Raw genomic sequence first — 19,269 nt, 5'->3', positions numbered from 1 at the left:
GGCGGGCGAGGAAAGGGAGGAATCGCCTTCATGGGGCGTCGGCTCGTACCGCTCACGCTGGACAACCTCTCGGACCTTCCCAAGCGCTGCCGCTCGTGCGTCTTCTGGGAGCTGGACCCGGTCAGCGGCCAGGCCGCGGTAAAGGCCGGGACGCCGGAGCTGGAGAAGGAGGCGTGGATCTCCGCGGTCCTGCTGGAGTGGGGGTCCTGCGGCCGGGTCGTGTACGTCGACGATGTGCCCGTGGGCTTCGTGTTGTACGCACCCCCTGCCTACGTGCCGCGCTCCACCGCGTTCCCCACGAGCCCTGTGTCCGCGGACGCCGTCCAGCTGATGACCGCGTGGATCATGCCCGGCTATCAGGGCCAAGGTCTCGGCAGAGTGATCGTCCAGACGGTCGCCAAGGATCTGCTGCGTCGAGGCTTCAAGGCGATCGAGGCTTTCGGTGACGCGCGGTGGGAGAAGCCCGCGTGTGTGCTGCCCGCGGATCACCTTCTGGCGGTGGGCTTCAAGACGGTCCGCCCGCACCCCGCATATCCACGGCTGCGGCTGGAGTTGCGGACGACGCTTTCCTGGAAGGAAGACGTGGAGATGGCGCTCGATCGGCTGCTGGGCGCGGTGCAGAAGGAACCGGCGCTTCGCCCGCTCTGACGAACAGCAGAATGGCCCGGTCCCTCGCGGGGCCGGGCCATTCGTGTTTCACGTGAAACAACGCCGCTGATTACTCGGTGATGAAGTCCGCGAGGTCCCGCTCGATCGCAGCCTTCGGCTTGGCACCGACGATGGTCTTGGCCACCTCGCCACCCTGGTACACGTTCAGGGTCGGGATGGACATGACGCCGTACTTGGCGGCCGTGCCCGGGTTCTCGTCGATGTTGAGCTTGACGACCTGGATCTTGTCGCCGTGCTCGGCCGCGATCGCCTCCAGGGACGGGGCGATCTGGCGGCACGGGCCGCACCAGGCGGCCCAGAAGTCCACCAGTACGGGCTTGTCGCTCTTGAGGACGTCCTCTTCGAAGGAGGCGTCGGTCACGTTCTTGAGGGTGCCGGCCACGGCAGTCTCCTTAGCTTGGTGCGGTGAGGAAAGGCGGGGGTCAGACGGTGGCAGTCGCAGCGTTCTCGCTGTCGGTGAGGGCGGCGAGGAAACGCTCGGCGTCGAGGGCGGCGGAGCAGCCGGTGCCGGCCGCTGTGATCGCCTGGCGGTAGGTGTGGTCGACGACGTCGCCGGCGCCGAAGACACCGGTCAGGTTCGTCCGGGTCGAGGGCGCCTCGACCTTCAGGTAGCCCTCGTCGTCGAGCTCCAGCTGGCCCTTGAAGAGCTCCGTGCGCGGGTCGTGGCCGATCGCGATGAACAGGCCGGTGACCGGCAACTCGGACGTCTCGCCCGTCTTGAGGTTGCGCAGCGTCAGACCGGAGAGCTTCTGGTCGCCCTTGATCTCGGCGACCTCGCTGTCCCAGATGAACTTGATCTTCGGGTCGGCGAAGGCGCGCTCCTGCATCGCCTTGGAGGCGCGCAGGCTGTCGCGGCGGTGCACGATCGTCACGGACTTGGCGAAGCGCGAGAGGAAGGTGGCCTCCTCCATCGCGGTGTCACCGCCGCCGATCACGGCGATGTCCTGGTCCTTGAAGAAGAAGCCGTCGCAGGTGGCGCACCAGGAGACGCCGCGTCCGGAGAGCGCGTCCTCGTTCGGCAGACCGAGCTTGCGGTGCTGCGAGCCGGTCGTGACGATGACGGCCTTCGCGCGGTGCACGGTGCCGGCGGTGTCCGTTACGGTCTTGATCTCACCGCTGAGGTCAACGGCGACAACATCGTCGGGCACGAGCTCGGCGCCGAAGCGCTCGGCCTGGGCGCGCATGTTGTCCATGAGCTCGGGGCCCATGACGCCGTCCTGGAAGCCGGGGAAGTTCTCCACCTCGGTGGTGTTCATCAGCGCACCGCCAGCGGTGACGGCGCCCTCGAACACCAGCGGCTTCAGCGACGCGCGCGCGGTGTAGAGCGCCGCCGTGTAGCCGGCGGGCCCGGAGCCGATGATGATCACGTTACGGACGTCGGTCACGGCTTGATTCCTCGTCTCTGGGGACTGCTGCGTACTGCTGGTGGGGTGCCTGTCTCAGGTACTCACCCCACCCAACGGATCCTACGGGGCATGCATTCCCTGTCGTGTCCGCGTGTACGGAAGCGTGTCAGCCCTGAGGGTAGGAATGCGTCAGCAGAACTTTGCCCGCGCTCGGTGAGGACTTGCCCACGCAGGCGGCGTCGACGATGTAAGCGGACACCTGGCCTGCGTCGGAATCATGCGGCACCACGACGAGGTACGCGCGCTTGCCCTCGTACGAGCCCTCCTCTGCCGCGAGGGGAGTCCGGGCGCCGATGCCGCGCTGGATGCACTCCGGTACCTGGACCGAGGCCTCACGCAGCCGGGCGTCGGCCGTCGGGGACTCGGGGGTGGTGCGCGTGTCGAAGGGCTTGGACCCTTCCGACTTGCTTCCGCGCGACTCTTTGGCGGGGCTCTTGGCGAGAAGGTCGGCGACCTGTCCCTTGAGCTTTTCTTCTGAGAAGGAGTCCGCGCTGTCCCGATGGCCGACGGGCGGGCTGTCCGGGTCACCGCCCACCGTTGGCATCAGCAGAGTGCCGAGACCAAGGGCGGCCGCGGTGAAGACGGCGCCGAGTACGGCGGTACGGCGCCGTGGGCGCCGCAGAGAGCCACCGCGCCCCGGGCCGGTGGCCGCACGCGGTCGTCCGGCAGGGCGATCGGCGACCGCGCCGGACACGGCGGCGTCGGGGGCGCCGGGCGATGTTTCACGTGAAACACGGGGAGCCGCGATATGTGCCGGAACGGCGGAGACGGGCTCGGGCTCGGGTGTCACGTCCCTCGGGGGGCCGTCGGGGGCAGTGGCATTCAGCAGCGCTTCGGCGGCCAGTGCCGCGTCAATGCGCCCCGCGACGTCCGCGGGCATCCGCGGCGGGCCGGGCAGTGTGCCGAGCATGCCGCGGATCTCCTCCAGGGAGGCATAGACGTCGGCGCAGAGCTCACAGCCGTCCAGATGCCGTCGCACGTCGCTCGTACGCGACGGGGAGAGCAAGCCCTCGGTCAGGTCGGAGATCTCGGTGACCTCCGGGTGCCCAGTCGGGTCGGTCGTGGCTGTCACGCTCGCCCACCTCCGCCCTTCACAGCAGCTGAATCGCTTGGTCCCGCATCCCGTGGCCCTGCTGCCGGTGGGACGGATGTCCCCTGCGTCCGGTTCCTTCCCGCGTCGCGGTTCTTGGCCGCGCCGTCCTCGCCGCTGTCGCCGTCCCGCGTACGTGACTCCGTACGCAGATGAGTGAGCAGTGGCAGCAGTCTGGCTCTTCCGCGGGAGCAGCGGCTCTTGACGGTGCCGGCGGGGACGTCGAGAACGCGGGCGGCCTCAGCGACCGGGTAGCCCTGCATGTCGACGAGGACGAGAGCGGCGCGCTGGTCGGCCGGGAGCGTGCCCAGCGCCTCCAGGAGCTCCCGGTGCAGATCGTCCCGCTCGACCGGGGCGGCAGCCGACTCCTCCGGCTCCAGGAGCTGCTCAAGGCGCTCGGTGTCGTCGATGGGGGAAGTCTTGCGGGAGGCGGCCTTACGGGCCCGGTCGAGGCAGGCGTTCACGGTGATCCGGTGCAGCCAGGTCGTGACGGCGGACTGGCCGCGGAAGGTGTGCGCCGCGCGATAGGCGGAGACAAGAGCGTCCTGCACCGCGTCGGCGGCCTCCTCGCGGTCTCCGAGAGTGCGCAGGGCCACGGCCCACAGCCGGTCCCGGTGGCGGCGGACAAGCTCGCCGAAGGCGTCCTTGTCCCCAGCGACATGGCCGGCGAGGAGGTCCTGGTCGTCCATGTCACCCAGCGCGGTGCTGTCCACCGTCGGACCCCTCCCCCCAGCGAGCTTGGCCGAGCCGGTCTCTCAGCCCTTGAACTTCACGTCGGTGATGGCCTGCTTGTACCCCGCCCTGTAGTACCCGTCGCGGCCGGAGTTCGGCACCGCGGTCATCCACAGGAGGACATACTGCGACTTCACGGGCTTCTTGGCCTCGATCTTCGCGGTGGTGTCCGACGTCGTGGTGGTACCGATCTTCTTCATGGAGTTGATCGGTGTCGACGGCGAGAGTGAATCCACGGCGTACAGCGCGATCGTGGTGTGGGGCCCGCCGTACTGAAGGGCAACCGATGCCGCCGAGACATCCTGCTTCGAGCCGAGGTCGTAGACGATACCGACACCGGGCTTGTAGGGGGCGAGCCCCGGACCGTCGTTGAACGTCTTGGTCCGCCAGAGCGAGGCCGGGTCCTTGTCGTAGGTGTTGTCGATGTCGCCCGGGTCCTGGGCCGACCCCTTCAGCACGTACTCCTGGCCACCCTTGATGCTGATCGGCTTCTTGGGCTTCGGCTGGTCCTTGTCGTCGCCCTTGGTGGTCTGTGTCTCGGTGGCGTCGCCGGACTTCTCACCGTGGATGAGCGCGTCGGCGAGCTGCCAGCTGCCCAGGCCCAGCGCGGCGATGAGCAGCGCGGACACGGCCCACTTGAGGGCCCTGCCGGTGCGGCTCTGCAGCGGGGGCGGCGGGGCGATCACGGTCTGGGTGAGGCCGGGATGAGCCGCGGGGCGGCCGTAGCTGCCCTGCTGGTACGTGGTGCGCTGGTACTCGGGGGGCGCCGTGAAGGCCGGCTCCGGCGGACGGATGCGGGGCATCTCACCGATGGCCTTGACCAGCTCCTCCGGCGTCGTGCACGGCGGGTCCTGGCGGGAGGCGGTGGCGCCGTCGTTGACGAGCGCCCGCATGGCGAGCTCGGAGAGGCCGCGGTGGACGCCCGCACGCACCTGGTCAGGGGCGATGAGGCCGATGTCCTTGGGCAGCCCGGAGAGGCCGTAGGCATCGTCCTCGTACGGCCAGCGCTGGGTCAGCGAGGCGTACAGGAGGGCGCCGATCGCCTCCGTGTCCGTGCGCTGCGGGGTGTCGGAGCCGATGCCACGCAGCGCCGCGTTCACGGCGAGGCCGCGGATGCGGTACTGACCGGAGGAGGTGCGCAGCACGGCGCTCGGAGTCAGCCGCAGATGGGCCAGCCCTTCGCGGTGGGCGGCCGCCATTGCCTGGGAGACCTGGCTGACGAGCTGATACGCGTCGTGCGCCTCAAGCGGGCCCGCCGCGAGGACCGCGGTGAGCTCCGTGGCGTCCGGGAGCCACTCGTGGACGACGTAGACGAGGTCGTTCTCCTCGACCGCGTCCAGGACCTGTACGAACCGCGGGTCGCCGAGGAGGGCCGAGGAACGGGCCGCCGCGAGGACCGAGCGTGCCCGCGGGTGGTCCGCGGGCAGCAGGTGGACGCCGACGGCGCGGCGGAGCTTTTCGTCCACCGCGCGCCAGCTGCTGAAACCGTCCAGACGGGTGACGCACTCTTCGAGTCGGTAGCGCCTGGCGAGCTTGTGGCCACTGTGTAGTTCGGGGGGTGAGGAGGCCCCACGGCTCATGGGCTTCTCTGTATCCGCCGTGTCATCGTCTGCTGCCGTGTCCCGCTCCCGGGTCTGGGCCACCCCGTCGGCCGTGGGCTGCTCCGCCTTGGCGGTCAGCGGCTCGTCGCCGCTGTTGTCTGCCACGTCGACGGCAGCCGTGCTCCGTTCCGCCACCGTCGCTCCTGCCTCCCCATCCGTTGCGCTTCGTCAGACGCCAAAGCCAATTGTGCCCACAGTCCGGTGCTATGCACGACACGCAGTGGCCGGCGATAGTTGTGCGGTACTGCTCATCTCAGCGACCGAGACGGCCGCGGACCATGCCGACCATGGAGTTGAGCTCCTCGATCCGCATGCGCTTCGCGGCGACGAAGAAGACTCCCAGTAGTACGGCACCGCCCGCGAACAGGGCCGCCAGCGATCCGAGGACACCCTGCCCAAGGCTCTTGGTGATCGCGTACGCGGCACCGCCCGCGAGAAGTGCCGCGGGCAGCGCGGCGATGCCGAGCCTGGCATACGTACGCAGCACACGGGAACCGTCCAGGTCACCGCCGAGCCGCTTGCGCAGCCGCTGCCAGGCGACGCCCACGCCGATGGCGTACGAGAGTCCGTAAGCGGCGGCCATGCCGGTGACCGCCCAGCGGGTGGGCAGCACGAAGTAGCAGGCCGCCGAGGCGGCGGCGTTCATCGCGGCCACGATGACCGTGTTGTAGAAGGGGGTCCTCGTGTCCTCGTAGGCGTAGAAGGCCCGCAGCACGACGTACTGCACGGAGTACGGGATCAGGCCGAGGCCGAAGGCCATCAGCATGTAGCCCATGTTCGTGGCCTGGGCGCTGCCCGAGGAACCGAAGATCAGCGTGCACATCGGGATGCCGAGGGCGACGAACCCGAAGGAGATCGGCACGATGGCGACCGCGGTCGTGCGCAGGCCCTGGGAGATGTCGTCGCGGACGGATCCGGAGTCGCCGTCCTGGGCCGAGCGGGCGAGCCGGGGCAGTAGGGCCGCCATCAGCGACACCGTGATGATCGCCTGCGGGAGCCCCCAGATGAGCTGGGCGTTCGCGTAGGCGGAGAAGCCGATGCCGCTCGTCGAGGGCAGGTCGACGGTGGCGGCGGTGGCCAGCTGGGTGACGACGAGGGCGCCCGCCTGGTTGGCCAGCACGAACAGGATCGTCCACTTGGCGAGCTTGGCGGCCTTGCCCAGGCCGTGACCCTTCCAGTCGAAGCGCGGGCGGAGCTTGAACCCGGTCTCGCGCAGGTACGGGATCATCGCCAGGGCCTGCACGACGAGACCGAGCAGGACACCGAAACCGAGGAGGCGCTCGGCCTCCGGCGGGATGTTCCCGACGGTCATGTCGGACGACGCCGAGGTCCCGTACACCCAGATGAACATGCCGAGCGTGGCGATGATGACGATGTTGTTGAGGACCGGGGTCCACATCATCGCGCCGAACTTGCCACGGGCGTTGAGGATCTGGCCCATCACGACATGGACGCCCATGAAGAAGATCGAGGGCAGGAAGTAACGCAGCAGCGTGGTGCCGACCTCGGTCGCCGCCGGGTCGTTCGCGACCGGGACGGACATCACTCGCACGAGCTGGGGGGCCAGGACGATGCCGAGGACGGTGAGCACGCCGAGCGCCACCATGACGAGGGTCAGCAGGCGGTTGGCGTACGCCTCGCCCCCGTCGTCGTCCTCCTTCATGGAGCGCACCAGCTGCGGCACGAACACGGAGTTGAGGCCGCCGCCGACGGTGAGGATGTAGATCATCGTCGGGATCTGGTAGACGACCTGGAAGGTGTCGCCGAGCAGGCCGACGCCGAGCGCCGAGACGATCAGTGCGGAGCGGATGAAGCCGGTGAGGCGCGAGACGAGCGTGCCTGCCGCCATGACGGCGCTGGACTTCAGCAAGCTCGACGCGCGACCCCCTGACTTGGGGGCGGCGGGGGCCGGAGCCGGTGCGGGCGTGGGAGCAGGAGCCGGTGCCGGGGCGGGGACGATCGGCTGGTCGGCGGGTGGGTAGCCGCCGTCGACCGGCTGCTGGAAGCCGGCGCTCTGGGGATAGCCGTTGTCCTGGGGGTAGCCGCCGTTCTGGAGGTAGCCGCCGTTCTGGGGGTAGCCACCGTTTTGCGGGTGGCCATCGCTCTGGGGGTAGCCGTTGTCCTGCGGGTAGCCGCCTTGTTGGTAGCCGACCTCCTGGGCGCTGTAGCCGCCAGGCCGCTGGTCGCGGTAGAGGTGCGCGAAGGCGTCCGGCTCGTGGTACTCCTCGCCCGCCTGGGTGACCAGGTCGTCGACGCCCACGAACTGCGTCGTGCGCGCGTCGTCGCCGTACGGCAGGTGCCGGGTCGGGCCCGCCGGCTCGGGGCCGGCGGCTGGGCCCACACGCGGGGGTCCGGGGCGTGCTCGGGGGTGGGCGGCTGACCGTAGAGCGGCTGCTGCGGGTAGGTGCCGGGCGGCGGCGGGGGATGCGCCGCGCGGTCGTAGAGCGCCTCGGTGACCGGATCCTGGGCGGAGAGGTCCTGTGCCCGGTAGGGGTCCTCCTCGTAGGCATCCTGGAGGTACGCGTCGGGCGCGGGCTGCGGCGGAACCTGCTGCCCGTGGTCGGCAGAGCCCTGCGGCGGGCCCCCGGGCGAGGCAGGGCCGCCCGAGCCCTGGCCACGGTCACCGTCGTACGGCGCGTTCATGGTTTACCCCACCTCATCGTCCCCGGGCCCACCGGCCACGACATCGCTCAACGGTCCACTCTCTCACCCGTGTCCGACGGGTCGGTGCTTTCCGGGGCGGTGTCCGGTGTCGGGTCACTCGGCTGCTCGGGGTCGTTCTCGCCGGACGCGGGGCCGGATTCCCCGTCGGGCCCTTCGTCCGGACCCTCCTGGGCGGCCAGCTTCCGCGCGGCCCGCTTGCGCTGGGTGTACATCCGGAAACCGGCGAGTACGAGCAGGAGGAGGCCGCCGGCGATGACGAGCATCACCGCGGGGGTGACCTCGGTGACGTTGACGTCGAAGTGCACGGCATCGCCGTACGGCTCCCCGTCCTCCGTGTAGAGCCGGGCGTAGACCGGGACCGGACCGTTGGCGTTGGCCGTCGTGGTGAACTTCACCGATTGCGAGTGACCGCCCGAGATCTCGACGGGGATCTCCTCGTACGGGCCGCCGCCGATCTTCAGGCGTGTGGGGTTTTGTGAGTACAACCGCAGCTTCAGGTGGCGGACCCCCTGCACCAGGTTGTTCTGCACCGATACCGGGATGGTCGCGCTGCGCCCGGAGAGCTTCGCGTCGGACCTGTCGATCAGAGCCACCTGCTCGGTGAGTTCCCGCAGATAGCTCTTGACGCCGGTCTGGTAGGCGGTCGCCTCCGACGGACGGCCGCGCCAGGACGTCGACATCTCCCGGTCTATGGCCCTCCCGAAGGGCGTGACCACGCGGTCCTTCTCCCGGAGGATCACCTGGAAGCGTTCGAGCATGCCCTGGGTGTCGCGGATCGACTCGAACGCCGACTGGGGCAGCTCCTGCTTGCGCAACGCGCCCGGATAGGCCCCGGTCGACGGAACCCGGGTCGCGGCCCTCGGGTCGGGCTTCGCCTTCGCCGCGGCGGTCAGGTCCTCGAACTGCGACCACTGTCCGTCCTGGAGCGTGGTCAGCGCCTTCGCCATCGTCTGGGCCTGGCTGGCCGTGGGCATGCGCTGCGGCGCGACCACGATGCTGCGCTGCCTGCCGGGGTCCTGGAGGTTGATCATCAGGCTCTGGGCGACGAACTCCTGGACAGCGAGCGTGGAGTTCTCGGCTTCCGTCATGTCGCCCTGGAAGGCGGTGGAGAGACGCGCGTCGGCCACCACGGCGGTCGTACCGCCGCCGATGGGCCGGGCCGCGGTCGGCGAGTACGCCAGGCCGTCGGTCTCGCGGAGGCTGTCACTGCGGGCGATCACCGTGTGGGCGCCCGCTGAGGTCGCGACATCGACGATGGACGGGTCGACCGCTCCGTCGGCCGGCCACGCGAAGTCCGTGCTCGGCTTCACGTGGAGGATCGTCTCCACCGCGCTGGTTCCCGCATCGGTGGCGTCCTTGAGGTGGCTGAGGGAACCGGTCACCGCCCTGCCGTTGTGCGCGAGGGACGCGAGGTCGGGGTCGGCGAAGGGCAGCGCGACGACCTTCTTGCCCTTGACCGCGGCTTCCAGGTCGTTGAGCCAGGCGGTGGCCACCGCCTGCTGCTTGCCCGCCCTGGCGGACCGCTCGTCGGGGTTCTGGATCCGGTACCCCTTCGTCATCGCCTCGACGGAGGCGAGCAGGTCCGGATCGATGACCCACGTGACGTCGAGGTCGCTGCCGAGGGCCAGGAGCTGCTGGAGACGGCCGCCCGGGGCGAGATCTTCGGCCAGGTCGTCATTCCTGAAAACAGGCGTCTGCTGTTCGTCGGACTCGGTCTTCGCCGTGAGGTGCGTGTCGGCGATGAGCGGCCAGAGGTAGGTCGTCTTCGTCTTCGTGTCGGCGCCCTCGGTCTGCCACGGCAGGAAGGTGCGCTCGATGCCGAGCACCTGCGGGTAGGGCTGCGCGGCGTTCTGTCCGGTGAGGGCGACGCTCAGCTGGTAGACGCCGTCCGCGCCGAGGTGCAGCGCCTGGACGGGTACGGAGATGCTGAAGTCCTGCCGCACGCCGGGCACGAGCTTGTCGAACTTGTCGACGTACTTGCCGCCGACCTCCGTACCGTCGAGCCCCGGCTGGAAGCCTGTGCGCTTCGCGGCGCTGTCGATCTCACTCCGGCCGCCCAGGGGCGCCGATCCCACCCGCAGCCCGACCTGGGCCCCGGTCACCGTCTGCTTGCCCTGATTGGTGACCGTGCCGGAGACGGTGAGCTTGTCGCCTTCGTCGGGAGCGGTCGGGGTCAGGGCGTCCAGCGATACGTCCACGGTGCCCGAACCGGTGGCGTCGGCCGCCGCGCTCGGCACAGTGGCGTGCGCCACGGGTCCTGCCGGGGCTTGCAGGAGGCCGGCCAGCAAAGGGGTACCCACCAGCAGTGCTGCGGTGCGCCGCAGCCACCGGCGGGCAGGTGAGGGGCTTGTCCCCGGGAAGTCTGCCGCCTCGGCCACGCGTTCGCCCGTCCCTCGTCGTCAGTGGTCGTCGGTTGTGCGTCCACGCATGGTAACGATGCGCGCTGTGGCGAAGTGCCGCGGTCTGCTCCACATGATCGGAAGACCTGGCCGGGAGGGGCGGCGCGGGCCTGACGGGCCCGGCGGTAATGGGGTCGGTTCCGGGCGCCCGGGGCACGTACCCTTTTCTGTTGTGCCGAACGCCAACGAAGACAATCCCAGCGCCCTCAGCCAGGTGCAGCGCCGCGCGGTCAGCGAATTGCTGCGCGTGTCCCCTGTCGCGGACGATCTTGCCCGCCGTTTCCAGGAGGCCGGGTTCTCTCTCGCCCTGGTCGGTGGCTCGGTCAGGGACGCCCTCCTGGGCCGGCTCGGCAACGACCTGGACTTCACGACCGACGCCCGCCCCGAGGACGTACTGAAGATCGTCCGGCCGTGGGCCGACGCGGTTTGGGAGGTCGGGATCGCCTTCGGGACGGTCGGCTGCCAGAAGGAGGGCTACCAGATCGAGGTCACGACGTACCGGTCCGAGGCGTACGACAGGACCTCGCGCAAGCCCGAGGTGTCTTACGGCGACTCCATCGAGGAAGACCTCGTCCGCCGGGACTTCACCGTGAACGCGATGGCCGTGGCGCTCCCCGAGAAGGAGTTCATCGATCCGCACGGAGGTCTTGAGGACCTGTCCGAGCGTGTCCTGCGCACTCCCGGCACCCCTGAGGAGTCCTTCTCGGACGATCCGCTGCGCATGATGCGGGCCGCGCGGTTCGCCGCGCAGCTGGACTTCGAGGTGGCGCCCGAAGTCGTCGCCGCGATGAAGGCCATGGCCGAGCGCATCGACATCGTGTCCGCCGAGCGCGTGCGGGATGAGCTGAACAAGCTGATCCTCTCCGCCCACCCGCGCAAGGGCCTCGCCCTCCTCGTCGACACGGGGCTTGCCGCGCGCGTCCTGCCCGAGCTGCCTGCGCTGCGTCTGGAGAGGGACGAACACCACCGTCACAAGGACGTGTACGACCACTCGCTGATCGTCCTGGAGCAGGCGATGGCGCTGGAGAAGGACGGGCCGGATTTGACGCTGCGGCTTGCCGCGCTACTGCACGACATCGGCAAGCCGAAGACCCGTCGCTTCGAAAGCGATGGCCGGGTCTCCTTCCACCACCACGAGGTGGTCGGGGCGAAGATGGTCAAGAAGCGCATGACAGCGCTCAAGTACTCCAACGAGCTGGTGAAGGACGTCTCACGCCTCGTCGAGCTTCACCTGCGCTTCCACGGCTACGGCACGGGAGAGTGGACGGACTCGGCCGTACGCCGCTACGTACGCGACGCCGGGCCGCTCCTGGAGCGCTTGCACAAGCTGACCCGCTCCGACTGCACGACGCGTAACAAGCGCAGGGCGAATGCTCTGTCACGTGCGTACGACGGCCTGGAGGAGCGCATCGCCCGCCTCCAGGAGCAGGAGGAGCTGGACTCGATCCGCCCTGACCTGGACGGCAACGACATCATGCAGGTCCTGGACGTGGGCCCTGGCCCGGTGATCGGCAAGGCCTACAAGTTCCTGCTGGAGCTGCGGCTCGAGAACGGGCCGATGGAGCGGGACGCGGCGGTGGCGGCGCTCAAGGAGTGGTGGGCGGCGCAGGACTGAGGCCGAGTGCGGGTGTTTCACGTGAAACACCCGCAGCGCTCAAGACGGACCAAGGGGCGGTGTTTCACGTGAAACCGTGAAACACCGCCCCTTGGATCTTCTTGCTGCGGCTTCCTACTTCGCCCTCTTCAGGCAGAGCACCACGTCGTGGCCCTTCCCCTGCTGGAAGTAGGCGAGCTCGGACGCCTTGACCGCCTCGCACTTGTCCGCGTCGCTGGTGCCGTCGAACTTCTCGACCACCTTGAATTCGGCGTCGCTTGAGGAGCAGTCGACCTCATTCATCTCCGGCTGGCCCATCGTGCCCTCGTTGTGCATGCAGCTACCGACCGCGATGGACTCGGCGTCGCTCTTGCCGAGGTACCACTTGCCGACGGCTATGAGGATGGCGACGAGAATGAAGCCACCGATGCGCAGGAGGAGCTTCTTGCCTCGGCGCGGGGCGGCCGGCGCGGGAACCGGAGCGCCCTGGTTGAAAGCCGGGTACGGCTGCTGCGGAGCGGTCGGCTGACCCGGCTGAGGGGGGTACGGGGCGCCGGCCGGGGGCTGGCCGTAGGGGTTCTGGCCCTGGGGCGGGTACGGAGCTTGGCCCTGGGGCGGCGGAGTGGTCACTTTTGTGGGTCCCCCTCGAACGAGAGCGCGATCGCGCGGATAAGACGCCCGTAAGTTATCGGGGTGGAGTGACATCTCTGAAGCTCAGAGGGGCTCTGTGGCACTGATGTGACACTTACTGCACACCAAAACGGGCCATACTCGCCGCAACCGCTGCGTACAGCAGAGCCACCATGATGACAAGCGGAACCGACCGGCCGTCACCCGGCAGCATCAGTGCCGCTACCGCCGCCGCCCCCACGAAGGCGACGTTGAAGAGGACGTCGTAGAGGGAGAAGACCCGGCCGCGGAAGCCGTCGTCCACCGAGGACTGCACCACCGTGTCCGTGGCGATCTTCGCGCCCTGCGTCGTCAGGCCGAGGGCGAAGGCGGCGATGAGCAGGGGCACGGGGGCGAAGGCGAGGCCGAGGGCCGGTTCCAGGACTGCCGCTGTGGCCGCGCTCACGGTGATCCAGCCGCCTGGGCCCAGCCGCCCCGCCGCCGACGGGGTCACCAACGCCGCCACGAAGAAGCCGGCCCCGGAGATGCCCACGGCGAGGCCGAGCAGCGCAAGCCCTTCGGACTCCGAGGACGACCAGGCGTACCGGCAGAGCATCAGGACCATGACTGTCAGCGCGCCGTAGCAGAAGCGCAGCACTGTCATCGCGGCCAGCGCGCGGGCGGCCGCGGGGCGCTGGGCCAGGTGTCGTAGCCCCGCCGCCAGGCCATGGGCCGTGCCGGCCAGCGCTTCCCCGAAGTGGGGCCGCACCAGGCCGGGGCCCGGTCCGAGCAGGTCACGCGCCATGCGGAGCGAGGCGAGCGCCGCGCAGAGGTACAGGGCCGCTCCGAGCAGGACCACCACCGCGTCCGAATCCGAGCCCGCCAGGCGGACGACGAAGGCGAGGCCGCCGCCCACCGTCGCGGCGAGCGTGCCCGCGGTCGGCGAGAGGGAGTTGGCGATGACCAGGCGGTCGTCGTCGACCACTCGGGGAAGTGCGGCGGAGAGCCCGGCGAGCACGAACCGGTTGACGGCGGTGACACACAGCGCGGAGGCGTAGAAGAGCCGGTCCGGGACGTCGCTGAGCATCAGCACGGCGGTCAGCACCGCCAGCGCCGCCCGCAGGGAGTTGCCGTAGAGGAAGACCTGCCGGCGCTGCCAGCGGTCCAGGAGCACGCCCGCGAAGGGGCCGACCAGCGAATACGGAAGCAGCAGCACCGCCATCGCGGAGGCGATCGCCCCGGCCGAGGCCTGCTTCTCCGGTGAGAAGACCACGTACGTGGCGAGCGCGACCTGGTAGACGCCGTCCGCGCCCTGGGAGATCAGCCGTACGGCGAGCAGGCGCCGGAAGTCCCGCAGGCGCAGCAGGACGCGCAGGTCACCGACGACAGTCATGGGGCACACCCTCACATACGAGGAGGGCCCCCGGCACATACGAGGAGGGCCCCCGGACGGAATGCCCGGGGGCCCTCGACGAGCGGCAAGGAGAGGGCTGTTTAGCGCTCGACCTCGCCCTTGATGAACTTCTCGACGTTCTCGTAGGCCTCGTCGTCGAAGTACTGGACCGGCGGGGACTTCATGAAGTACGAGGACGCGGAGAGGATCGGGCCGCCGATGCCGCGGTCCTTGGCGATCTTCGCGGCGCGCAGGGCGTCGATGATGACGCCCGCGGAGTTCGGGGAGTCCCAGACCTCGAGCTTGTACTCCAGGTTCAGCGGAACGTCGCCGAAGGCGCGGCCCTCAAGGCGGACGTACGCCCACTTGCGGTCGTCGAGCCATTGCACGTAGTCCGACGGGCCGATGTGGACGTTCTTCTCGCCCAGCTCGCGGTCGGGGATCTGCGAGGTGACGGCCTGCGTCTTCGAGATCTTCTTCGACTCGAGGCGGTCACGCTCCAGCATGTTCTTGAAGTCCATGTTGCCGCCGACGTTGAGCTGCATCGTGCGCTCAAGGCGGACACCGCGGTCCTCGAACAGCTTTGCCATGACGCGGTGCGTGATGGTGGCGCCGACCTGCGACTTGATGTCGTCACCGACGATCGGCACGCCGGCCTCGGTGAACTTGTCCGCCCACTCCTTGGTACCGGCGATGAAGACCGGCAGCGCGTTGACGAACGCGACCTTGGCGTCGATGGCGCACTGCGCGTAGAACTTCGCGGCGTCCTCGGAACCGACGGGCAGGTAGCAGACGAGGACGTCGACCTCGCGGTCCTTGAGGACCTGGACGACGTCGACCGGGGCCTCGGTGGACTCCTCGATGGTCTGGCGGTAGTACAGCCCCAGGCCGTCGAGGGTGTGGCCACGCTGGACCTGCACGCCGGTGTTCGGCACGTCGCAGATCTTGATGGTGTTGTTCTCGCTGGCGCCGATCGCGTCCGCGAGGTCGACGCCGACCTTCTTCGCGTCGACGTCGAAGGCGGCGACGAACTCCACGTCACTGACGTGGTACTCGCCGAACTGGACGTGCATCAGGCCCGGGACCTTGGCGTCCGGGTCGGCGTCCTTGTAGTACTCGACGCCCTGGACCAGCGAGGCGGCGCAGTTGCCCACGCCGACAATGGCTACGCGAACCGAACCCATTCCGGTTGCTCCCTGTGTGATCTCGGTATTCCGGATGAAACCCGGCGGAACGCTGGGTCTCACTTGGCGGGGTCATCGGACGGATCCGGCGGCGGGTCGTTCTCCCGCCGCCGGGGCAGGCCCGCCGACTCCCCAGATGTGCTGTCCTGCTGAGCGGAGCCTTCGCGGGTGGACCGGTGCTGGTCCCGTCCCGCTCGCTCGCTCTCGATGAGCTCGTTCAGCCAGCGCACTTCGCGCTCCACGGACTCCATGCCGTGCCGCTGCAGCTCAAGCGTGTAGTCGTCCAGGCGCTCCCGGGTACGGGCCAGGGAGGCGCGCATCTTCTCCAGACGCTCTTCGAGCCGACTGCGACGGCCCTCCAGCACCCGCATGCGTACGTCCCGCGAGGTCTGACCGAAGAAGGCGAAGCGGGCGGCGAAGTGCTCGTCCTCGTATGCGTCGGGACCGGTCTGCGAGAGCAGGTCCTCGAAGTGCTCCTTACCTTCCGCCGTCAGCCGATAGACGATCTTGGCGCGGCGCCCCGTGAGCGGAGCCGCGAGGGCGTCCTCGGAGGTGCTGCCCGCCTCCTCGATCAACCAGCCGTTGGCGACCAGCGTCTTGAGGCAGGGGTAGAGGGTCCCGTAGCTGAAGGCGCGGAAGACTCCTAGCGACGTATTGAGGCGTTTTCGCAGCTCATAGCCGTGCATCGGGGACTCGCGGAGGAGACCGAGGACGGCGAATTCCAGGATGCCGGAGCGCCTGCTCATCTTCGCCTCCCGTCTGCCGCGGTCCCTCAGTACGGCCTTTATGCCGAGCTGATGTATCGACTCGATACATCGAGACGATAGAACGGTGACCCGCATGAGACAAGAGGGGGCACGGTGAACGGCGTCACATCACCGATTCGTAGGAAGTAACTTGCCTGTTTTGGGGTGAACTTCGGCTCTACGAGGGTTTTGACGGTGCGTAGTCTGTGCGCCATGTATGCCGCCGGGAACCAAGTGACGCCAGGGAGCGTCGTCGTCCCCGGTGTAGTGCGGGTGAGCGCCGGAACGGGCGCATCCGTACGTCGGGGGGACCGGAAACCAGCCGCCGTTTCCAGGCGCGGACAGCTGCGCCTGCCCGAGGAGTAATCGTTCGATGAGCGAGCACCGTCGCAAACCGCCGCAGCCGCAGGGCGGCGGACGCGCCGCGGCCAGGCGTGGCGCCCCAGGAGCGCCGTCGGGCCGCCGTGCGGCGCCGAGAGATACCACTGGACCGTCCTCTTCCTCCTATGGGGCATCTGGAGCCGGGGCCCAGGACGAGGGGGACCAGACCTACGGAGGCCGGGCACAGGCCCGGCGAGCCGCGCAACGCAGTGGTTCGGTCGCGGCGGGAGGCGGTCGCCGCAGGGCGGCCGAGGCCTCCGGCGGCGGACGCGCCGGCGGAGGCGGACGCCGTGGCGGGGGTGGATCCGGTGGCTCGGGCGGGCCCGGGCGCGGCAGGGGCCGTGGCCCCCAGCAGCCCGGCAAGAAGAGGTTCATCGACTACCCGCGCGCGGGCAAGCGGGGCGCGCGGCGCTGGGTGCCGTCGTGGCGCCTGGTCACCGGCCTCTTCCTGAGCTTCGTCGGCGGCCTGATGGCCGTCGCGGGCATCTCGTACGCCCTGGTGGAGGTCCCCGAGGTCGACAAGGCGGCCAAGGCCCAGAACAACGTCTACTACTGGGCCGACGGCAAGCAGATGGTCGCGACCGGTGGTGAGCGCAACCGCCAGATCATCGACTATGACGACATCCCCAAGGAGATGCGCTTCGCCGTCATGTCGGCGGAGAACAAGACCTTCGAGGACGACAAGGGCGTCGACCCCATGGGTATCGCGCGCGCCGTGGTCAACATGGCCAAGGGCGGGCAGACCCAGGGTGGCTCCACGATCACTCAGCAGTACGTGAAGAACGCACGCCTGGGCGACCAGTCACAGACGTTCAGCCGCAAGTTCAAAGAGCTCTTCATTTCCATAAAGGTCGGCCGGACCGAATCCAAGGAAAAGATCATGGCCGGCTACCTCAACACCGCTTACTACGGTCGTGGGGCCTACGGCATCCAGGCGGCCGCCCGGGCGTACTTCGACAAGGAAGCGAAGGAGCTGGACCCGAGTGAGTGCGCGCTCCTCGCGACGGTGCTCAAGGGCGCCACGTACTACGACCCGGCCGGCTACCCCGAGATCGACCCCGCGGCCAACCAGAAGGACAACAGCGCGCGCGCCAAGAAGCGCTGGGAGTGGATCCTCGACGAGGAGGTCAAGGACGGCCGTCTGACCGCCGCGCAGCGGAACAAGTACAGGGAGTTCCCGAAGCTCCAGAACCCGCGGTCGAACACGCAGCTGGGCGGTCAGACCGGTTACCTCGTGGACCTGGCCAAGGCGTACGTCATCCGCAACACGGACATCACCGCCGAGCAGCTCCAGCAGGGCGGCTACGAGATCCACACGACCTTCGAGAGGAAGAAGGTCAAGGAACTCGAGAACGCGGTGAACAAGGTCCGCAAGGAGAAGATCAAGCCGAAGCTGCGCCCGGAGAAGGACACACACGTCCAGTTCGGCGGCGCCTCCGTGGATCCCAAGAGCGGCGCCATCAAGGCCATCTACGGCGGTGAGGACGCGACGAAGCACTTCACCAACAACGCCGACCAGACCGGTGCCCAGGTGGGTTCGACGTACAAGCCGTTCGTGCTGGCCGCCGCCTTCAAGTACGGCGTACGCGACCGTGAGGGCCCGGAGGTGCAGAGCCAGACCCAGCGCACCGTCGTCAATCCCAAGAGCCTGTACAGCGGCAAGAACGAGCTCAAGATCCAGAACTACAACGGCAGTGTCTGGACCGACCGCGAGGGCAAGGAGTGGCTCCAGAAGAACGACGGCGACGCGTCGTACAACCCTCCGACCTACCAGATCGACCTTCGTGAGGCGATGCGGGAGTCGGTCAACTCCGCCTATGTGCAGCTCGGCATGGATGTCGGTCTGGAGAAGGTCAAGGAGACGGCCGTCGACGCCGGCCTCAAGGACGACAGCTCCATGGCCAGCGCCAATTACCCCTCCTTCTCGCTCGGCACCTCGTCGCCGAGCGCGATCCGGATGGCCGGGGCCTACGCCACCTTCGCGGCCAGCGGCAAGCAGAACGAGCCGTACTCGGTCAAGGAGGTCGAGTACAAGGGCGACTCGGTCTACCGGCATGAGAAGCAGACCAAGCCGGCGTTCACCCCGCAGGTCGCCGACAACGTCACCGACGTGCTGAGGACCGTCGTGGAGAAGGGCACCGGCACCTCGGCCCGGCTGCCTGGCCGCCAGGTCGCGGGCAAGACCGGTACGACGGACGGCAACAAGTCCGCCTGGTTCGTCGGTTACACCCCGCAGTTGTCGACCGCGATCAGCATGTACCGGCTCGACGACGACGAGACCAACAAAAAGCGCGAGTTCCTGGAGATGTTCGGCACGGGTGGCGAGGAGAAGATCCACGGCGCCTCGTTCCCCGCGAAGATCTGGCAGGACTACATGTCGAAGGCGCTCAAGGGCGCGCGTGTGGAATCCTTCCCGACGCCGCAGCCCATCGGTGAGCTCGTCGGTGAGACGCCGCCTCCGCCGCCGAGCCCCACGGCGACCAAGGAGCCGGAGAAGGAGGAGCCCCCGTCCCCGACGCCGACGGAGACCGAGACGACGAAGCCGCCCACGACGCAGTCACCCGAACCTGAGGAGTCCTGCAGCCAGTGGGACTGGGAGTGCAACAACGACGGTGGCGCCGACGGTGGTGCCGAGGACGGCGGAGCCAACGGGGACCCGGGCGGGGAATCGCCGCCGCCCACGGCCGATCCGCCGGGCGATGACCGGGGGAACCAGAACGGCGGAGGGATTTTCGGCTGAGCCAGGCCGGCCCGTCCGGCCAGAGTGATCCGACGGTCGGCGGGGGCCTCCCCCGCGCATG

General features: G+C 68.9%; 14 protein-coding genes. 3 read left to right on the top strand and 11 right to left on the bottom strand.

The genetic code is table 11. The features are described 5' to 3' along the window. Nucleotides 1-30 precede the first annotated feature (30 nt). On the top strand, nt 31-648 hold the full coding sequence (locus ACOBQB_RS28635) for a GNAT family N-acetyltransferase (RefSeq protein ID WP_423595597.1): 618 nt from the start codon (nt 31-33) through the stop codon (nt 646-648). A 70-nt stretch (nt 649-718) separates the two neighbouring features. On the opposite strand, the gene trxA is transcribed toward ACOBQB_RS28635, so the two are convergent. The 7 genes from trxA to ACOBQB_RS28600 form a co-directional block, all read right to left on the bottom strand. Continuing rightward, nucleotides 719-1,051 carry a thioredoxin gene (trxA, locus tag ACOBQB_RS28630; protein WP_423595595.1) on the bottom strand — a complete coding sequence of 111 codons (333 nt, stop codon included), beginning with the start codon at nt 1,049-1,051 and terminating at the stop codon, nt 719-721. A 40-nt stretch (nt 1,052-1,091) separates the two neighbouring features. Beyond that, complete coding sequence (gene trxB, locus ACOBQB_RS28625; RefSeq protein ID WP_423595593.1) at nt 1,092-2,054, bottom strand: thioredoxin-disulfide reductase; 963 nt, start codon at nt 2,052-2,054, stop codon at nt 1,092-1,094. A gap of 127 nt (nt 2,055-2,181) precedes the next feature. Further along, the gene (locus ACOBQB_RS28620; RefSeq protein ID WP_423595591.1) at nt 2,182-3,147 is read right to left on the bottom strand and encodes a hypothetical protein; all 966 of its coding nucleotides are present in this window, start codon (nt 3,145-3,147) and stop codon (nt 2,182-2,184) included. Then, nucleotides 3,144-3,878: an RNA polymerase sigma factor SigM gene (gene sigM, locus ACOBQB_RS28615; protein ID WP_423595589.1), complete on the bottom strand. Its 735-nt coding sequence runs from the start codon at nt 3,876-3,878 to the stop codon at nt 3,144-3,146. Before sigM ends, ACOBQB_RS28620 begins: the two co-directional genes overlap by 4 nt. 42 nt (nt 3,879-3,920) lie before the next feature. Further along, nucleotides 3,921-5,633: a protein kinase family protein gene (locus ACOBQB_RS28610; RefSeq protein WP_423595587.1), complete on the bottom strand. Its 1,713-nt coding sequence runs from the start codon at nt 5,631-5,633 to the stop codon at nt 3,921-3,923. Between the two features lie 118 nt (nt 5,634-5,751). Continuing rightward, nucleotides 5,752-7,839, bottom strand: a complete 2,088-nt coding sequence (gene murJ / locus ACOBQB_RS28605; RefSeq protein ID WP_423595585.1) for a murein biosynthesis integral membrane protein MurJ — start codon at nt 7,837-7,839, stop codon at nt 5,752-5,754. 349 nt (nt 7,840-8,188) lie between these two features. Next, nucleotides 8,189-10,540: a DUF6049 family protein gene (locus ACOBQB_RS28600; RefSeq protein ID WP_423595583.1), complete on the bottom strand. Its 2,352-nt coding sequence runs from the start codon at nt 10,538-10,540 to the stop codon at nt 8,189-8,191. 193 nt (nt 10,541-10,733) lie between these two features. Between ACOBQB_RS28600 and ACOBQB_RS28595 the strand changes: the two genes are divergently transcribed. Continuing rightward, nucleotides 10,734-12,176, top strand: coding sequence for a CCA tRNA nucleotidyltransferase (locus ACOBQB_RS28595; RefSeq protein WP_423595581.1), 1,443 nt, complete (start codon nt 10,734-10,736; stop codon nt 12,174-12,176). A gap of 114 nt (nt 12,177-12,290) precedes the next feature. Here ACOBQB_RS28595 and ACOBQB_RS28590 read toward each other — a convergent pair whose 3' ends face one another. From ACOBQB_RS28590 to ACOBQB_RS28575, 4 genes are all read right to left on the bottom strand, one after another. Further along, entirely contained in the window at nt 12,291-12,785 is a 495-nt protein-coding gene (locus ACOBQB_RS28590) for an LppU/SCO3897 family protein (RefSeq protein WP_423595579.1), read from the bottom strand. 115 nt (nt 12,786-12,900) lie between these two features. Continuing rightward, a complete protein-coding gene (locus ACOBQB_RS28585; protein WP_423595577.1) occupies nt 12,901-14,157 on the bottom strand; it encodes an MFS transporter in 1,257 nt (418 codons plus the stop codon). A 101-nt stretch (nt 14,158-14,258) separates the two neighbouring features. Continuing rightward, nucleotides 14,259-15,341, bottom strand: coding sequence for an inositol-3-phosphate synthase (locus tag ACOBQB_RS28580; protein ID WP_423595573.1), 1,083 nt, complete (start codon nt 15,339-15,341; stop codon nt 14,259-14,261). Between the two features lie 59 nt (nt 15,342-15,400). Continuing rightward, nucleotides 15,401-16,087: a PadR family transcriptional regulator gene (locus ACOBQB_RS28575; RefSeq protein ID WP_423595571.1), complete on the bottom strand. Its 687-nt coding sequence runs from the start codon at nt 16,085-16,087 to the stop codon at nt 15,401-15,403. 373 nt (nt 16,088-16,460) lie between these two features. On the opposite strand from ACOBQB_RS28575, the gene ACOBQB_RS28570 reads away from it, so the two are divergent. Next, on the top strand, nt 16,461-19,208 hold the full coding sequence (locus tag ACOBQB_RS28570; RefSeq protein ID WP_423595569.1) for a transglycosylase domain-containing protein: 2,748 nt from the start codon (nt 16,461-16,463) through the stop codon (nt 19,206-19,208). The last annotated feature ends 61 nt before the right edge of the window (nt 19,209-19,269 follow it).

It is taken from the genome of Streptomyces sp. G5(2025) (genome assembly GCF_049542075.1).
Lineage (GTDB): Bacteria > Actinomycetota > Actinomycetes > Streptomycetales > Streptomycetaceae > Streptomyces.
Note: the sequence above shows the minus strand (reverse complement) of the source record. Positions and strands in the feature narration are given on the sequence as shown.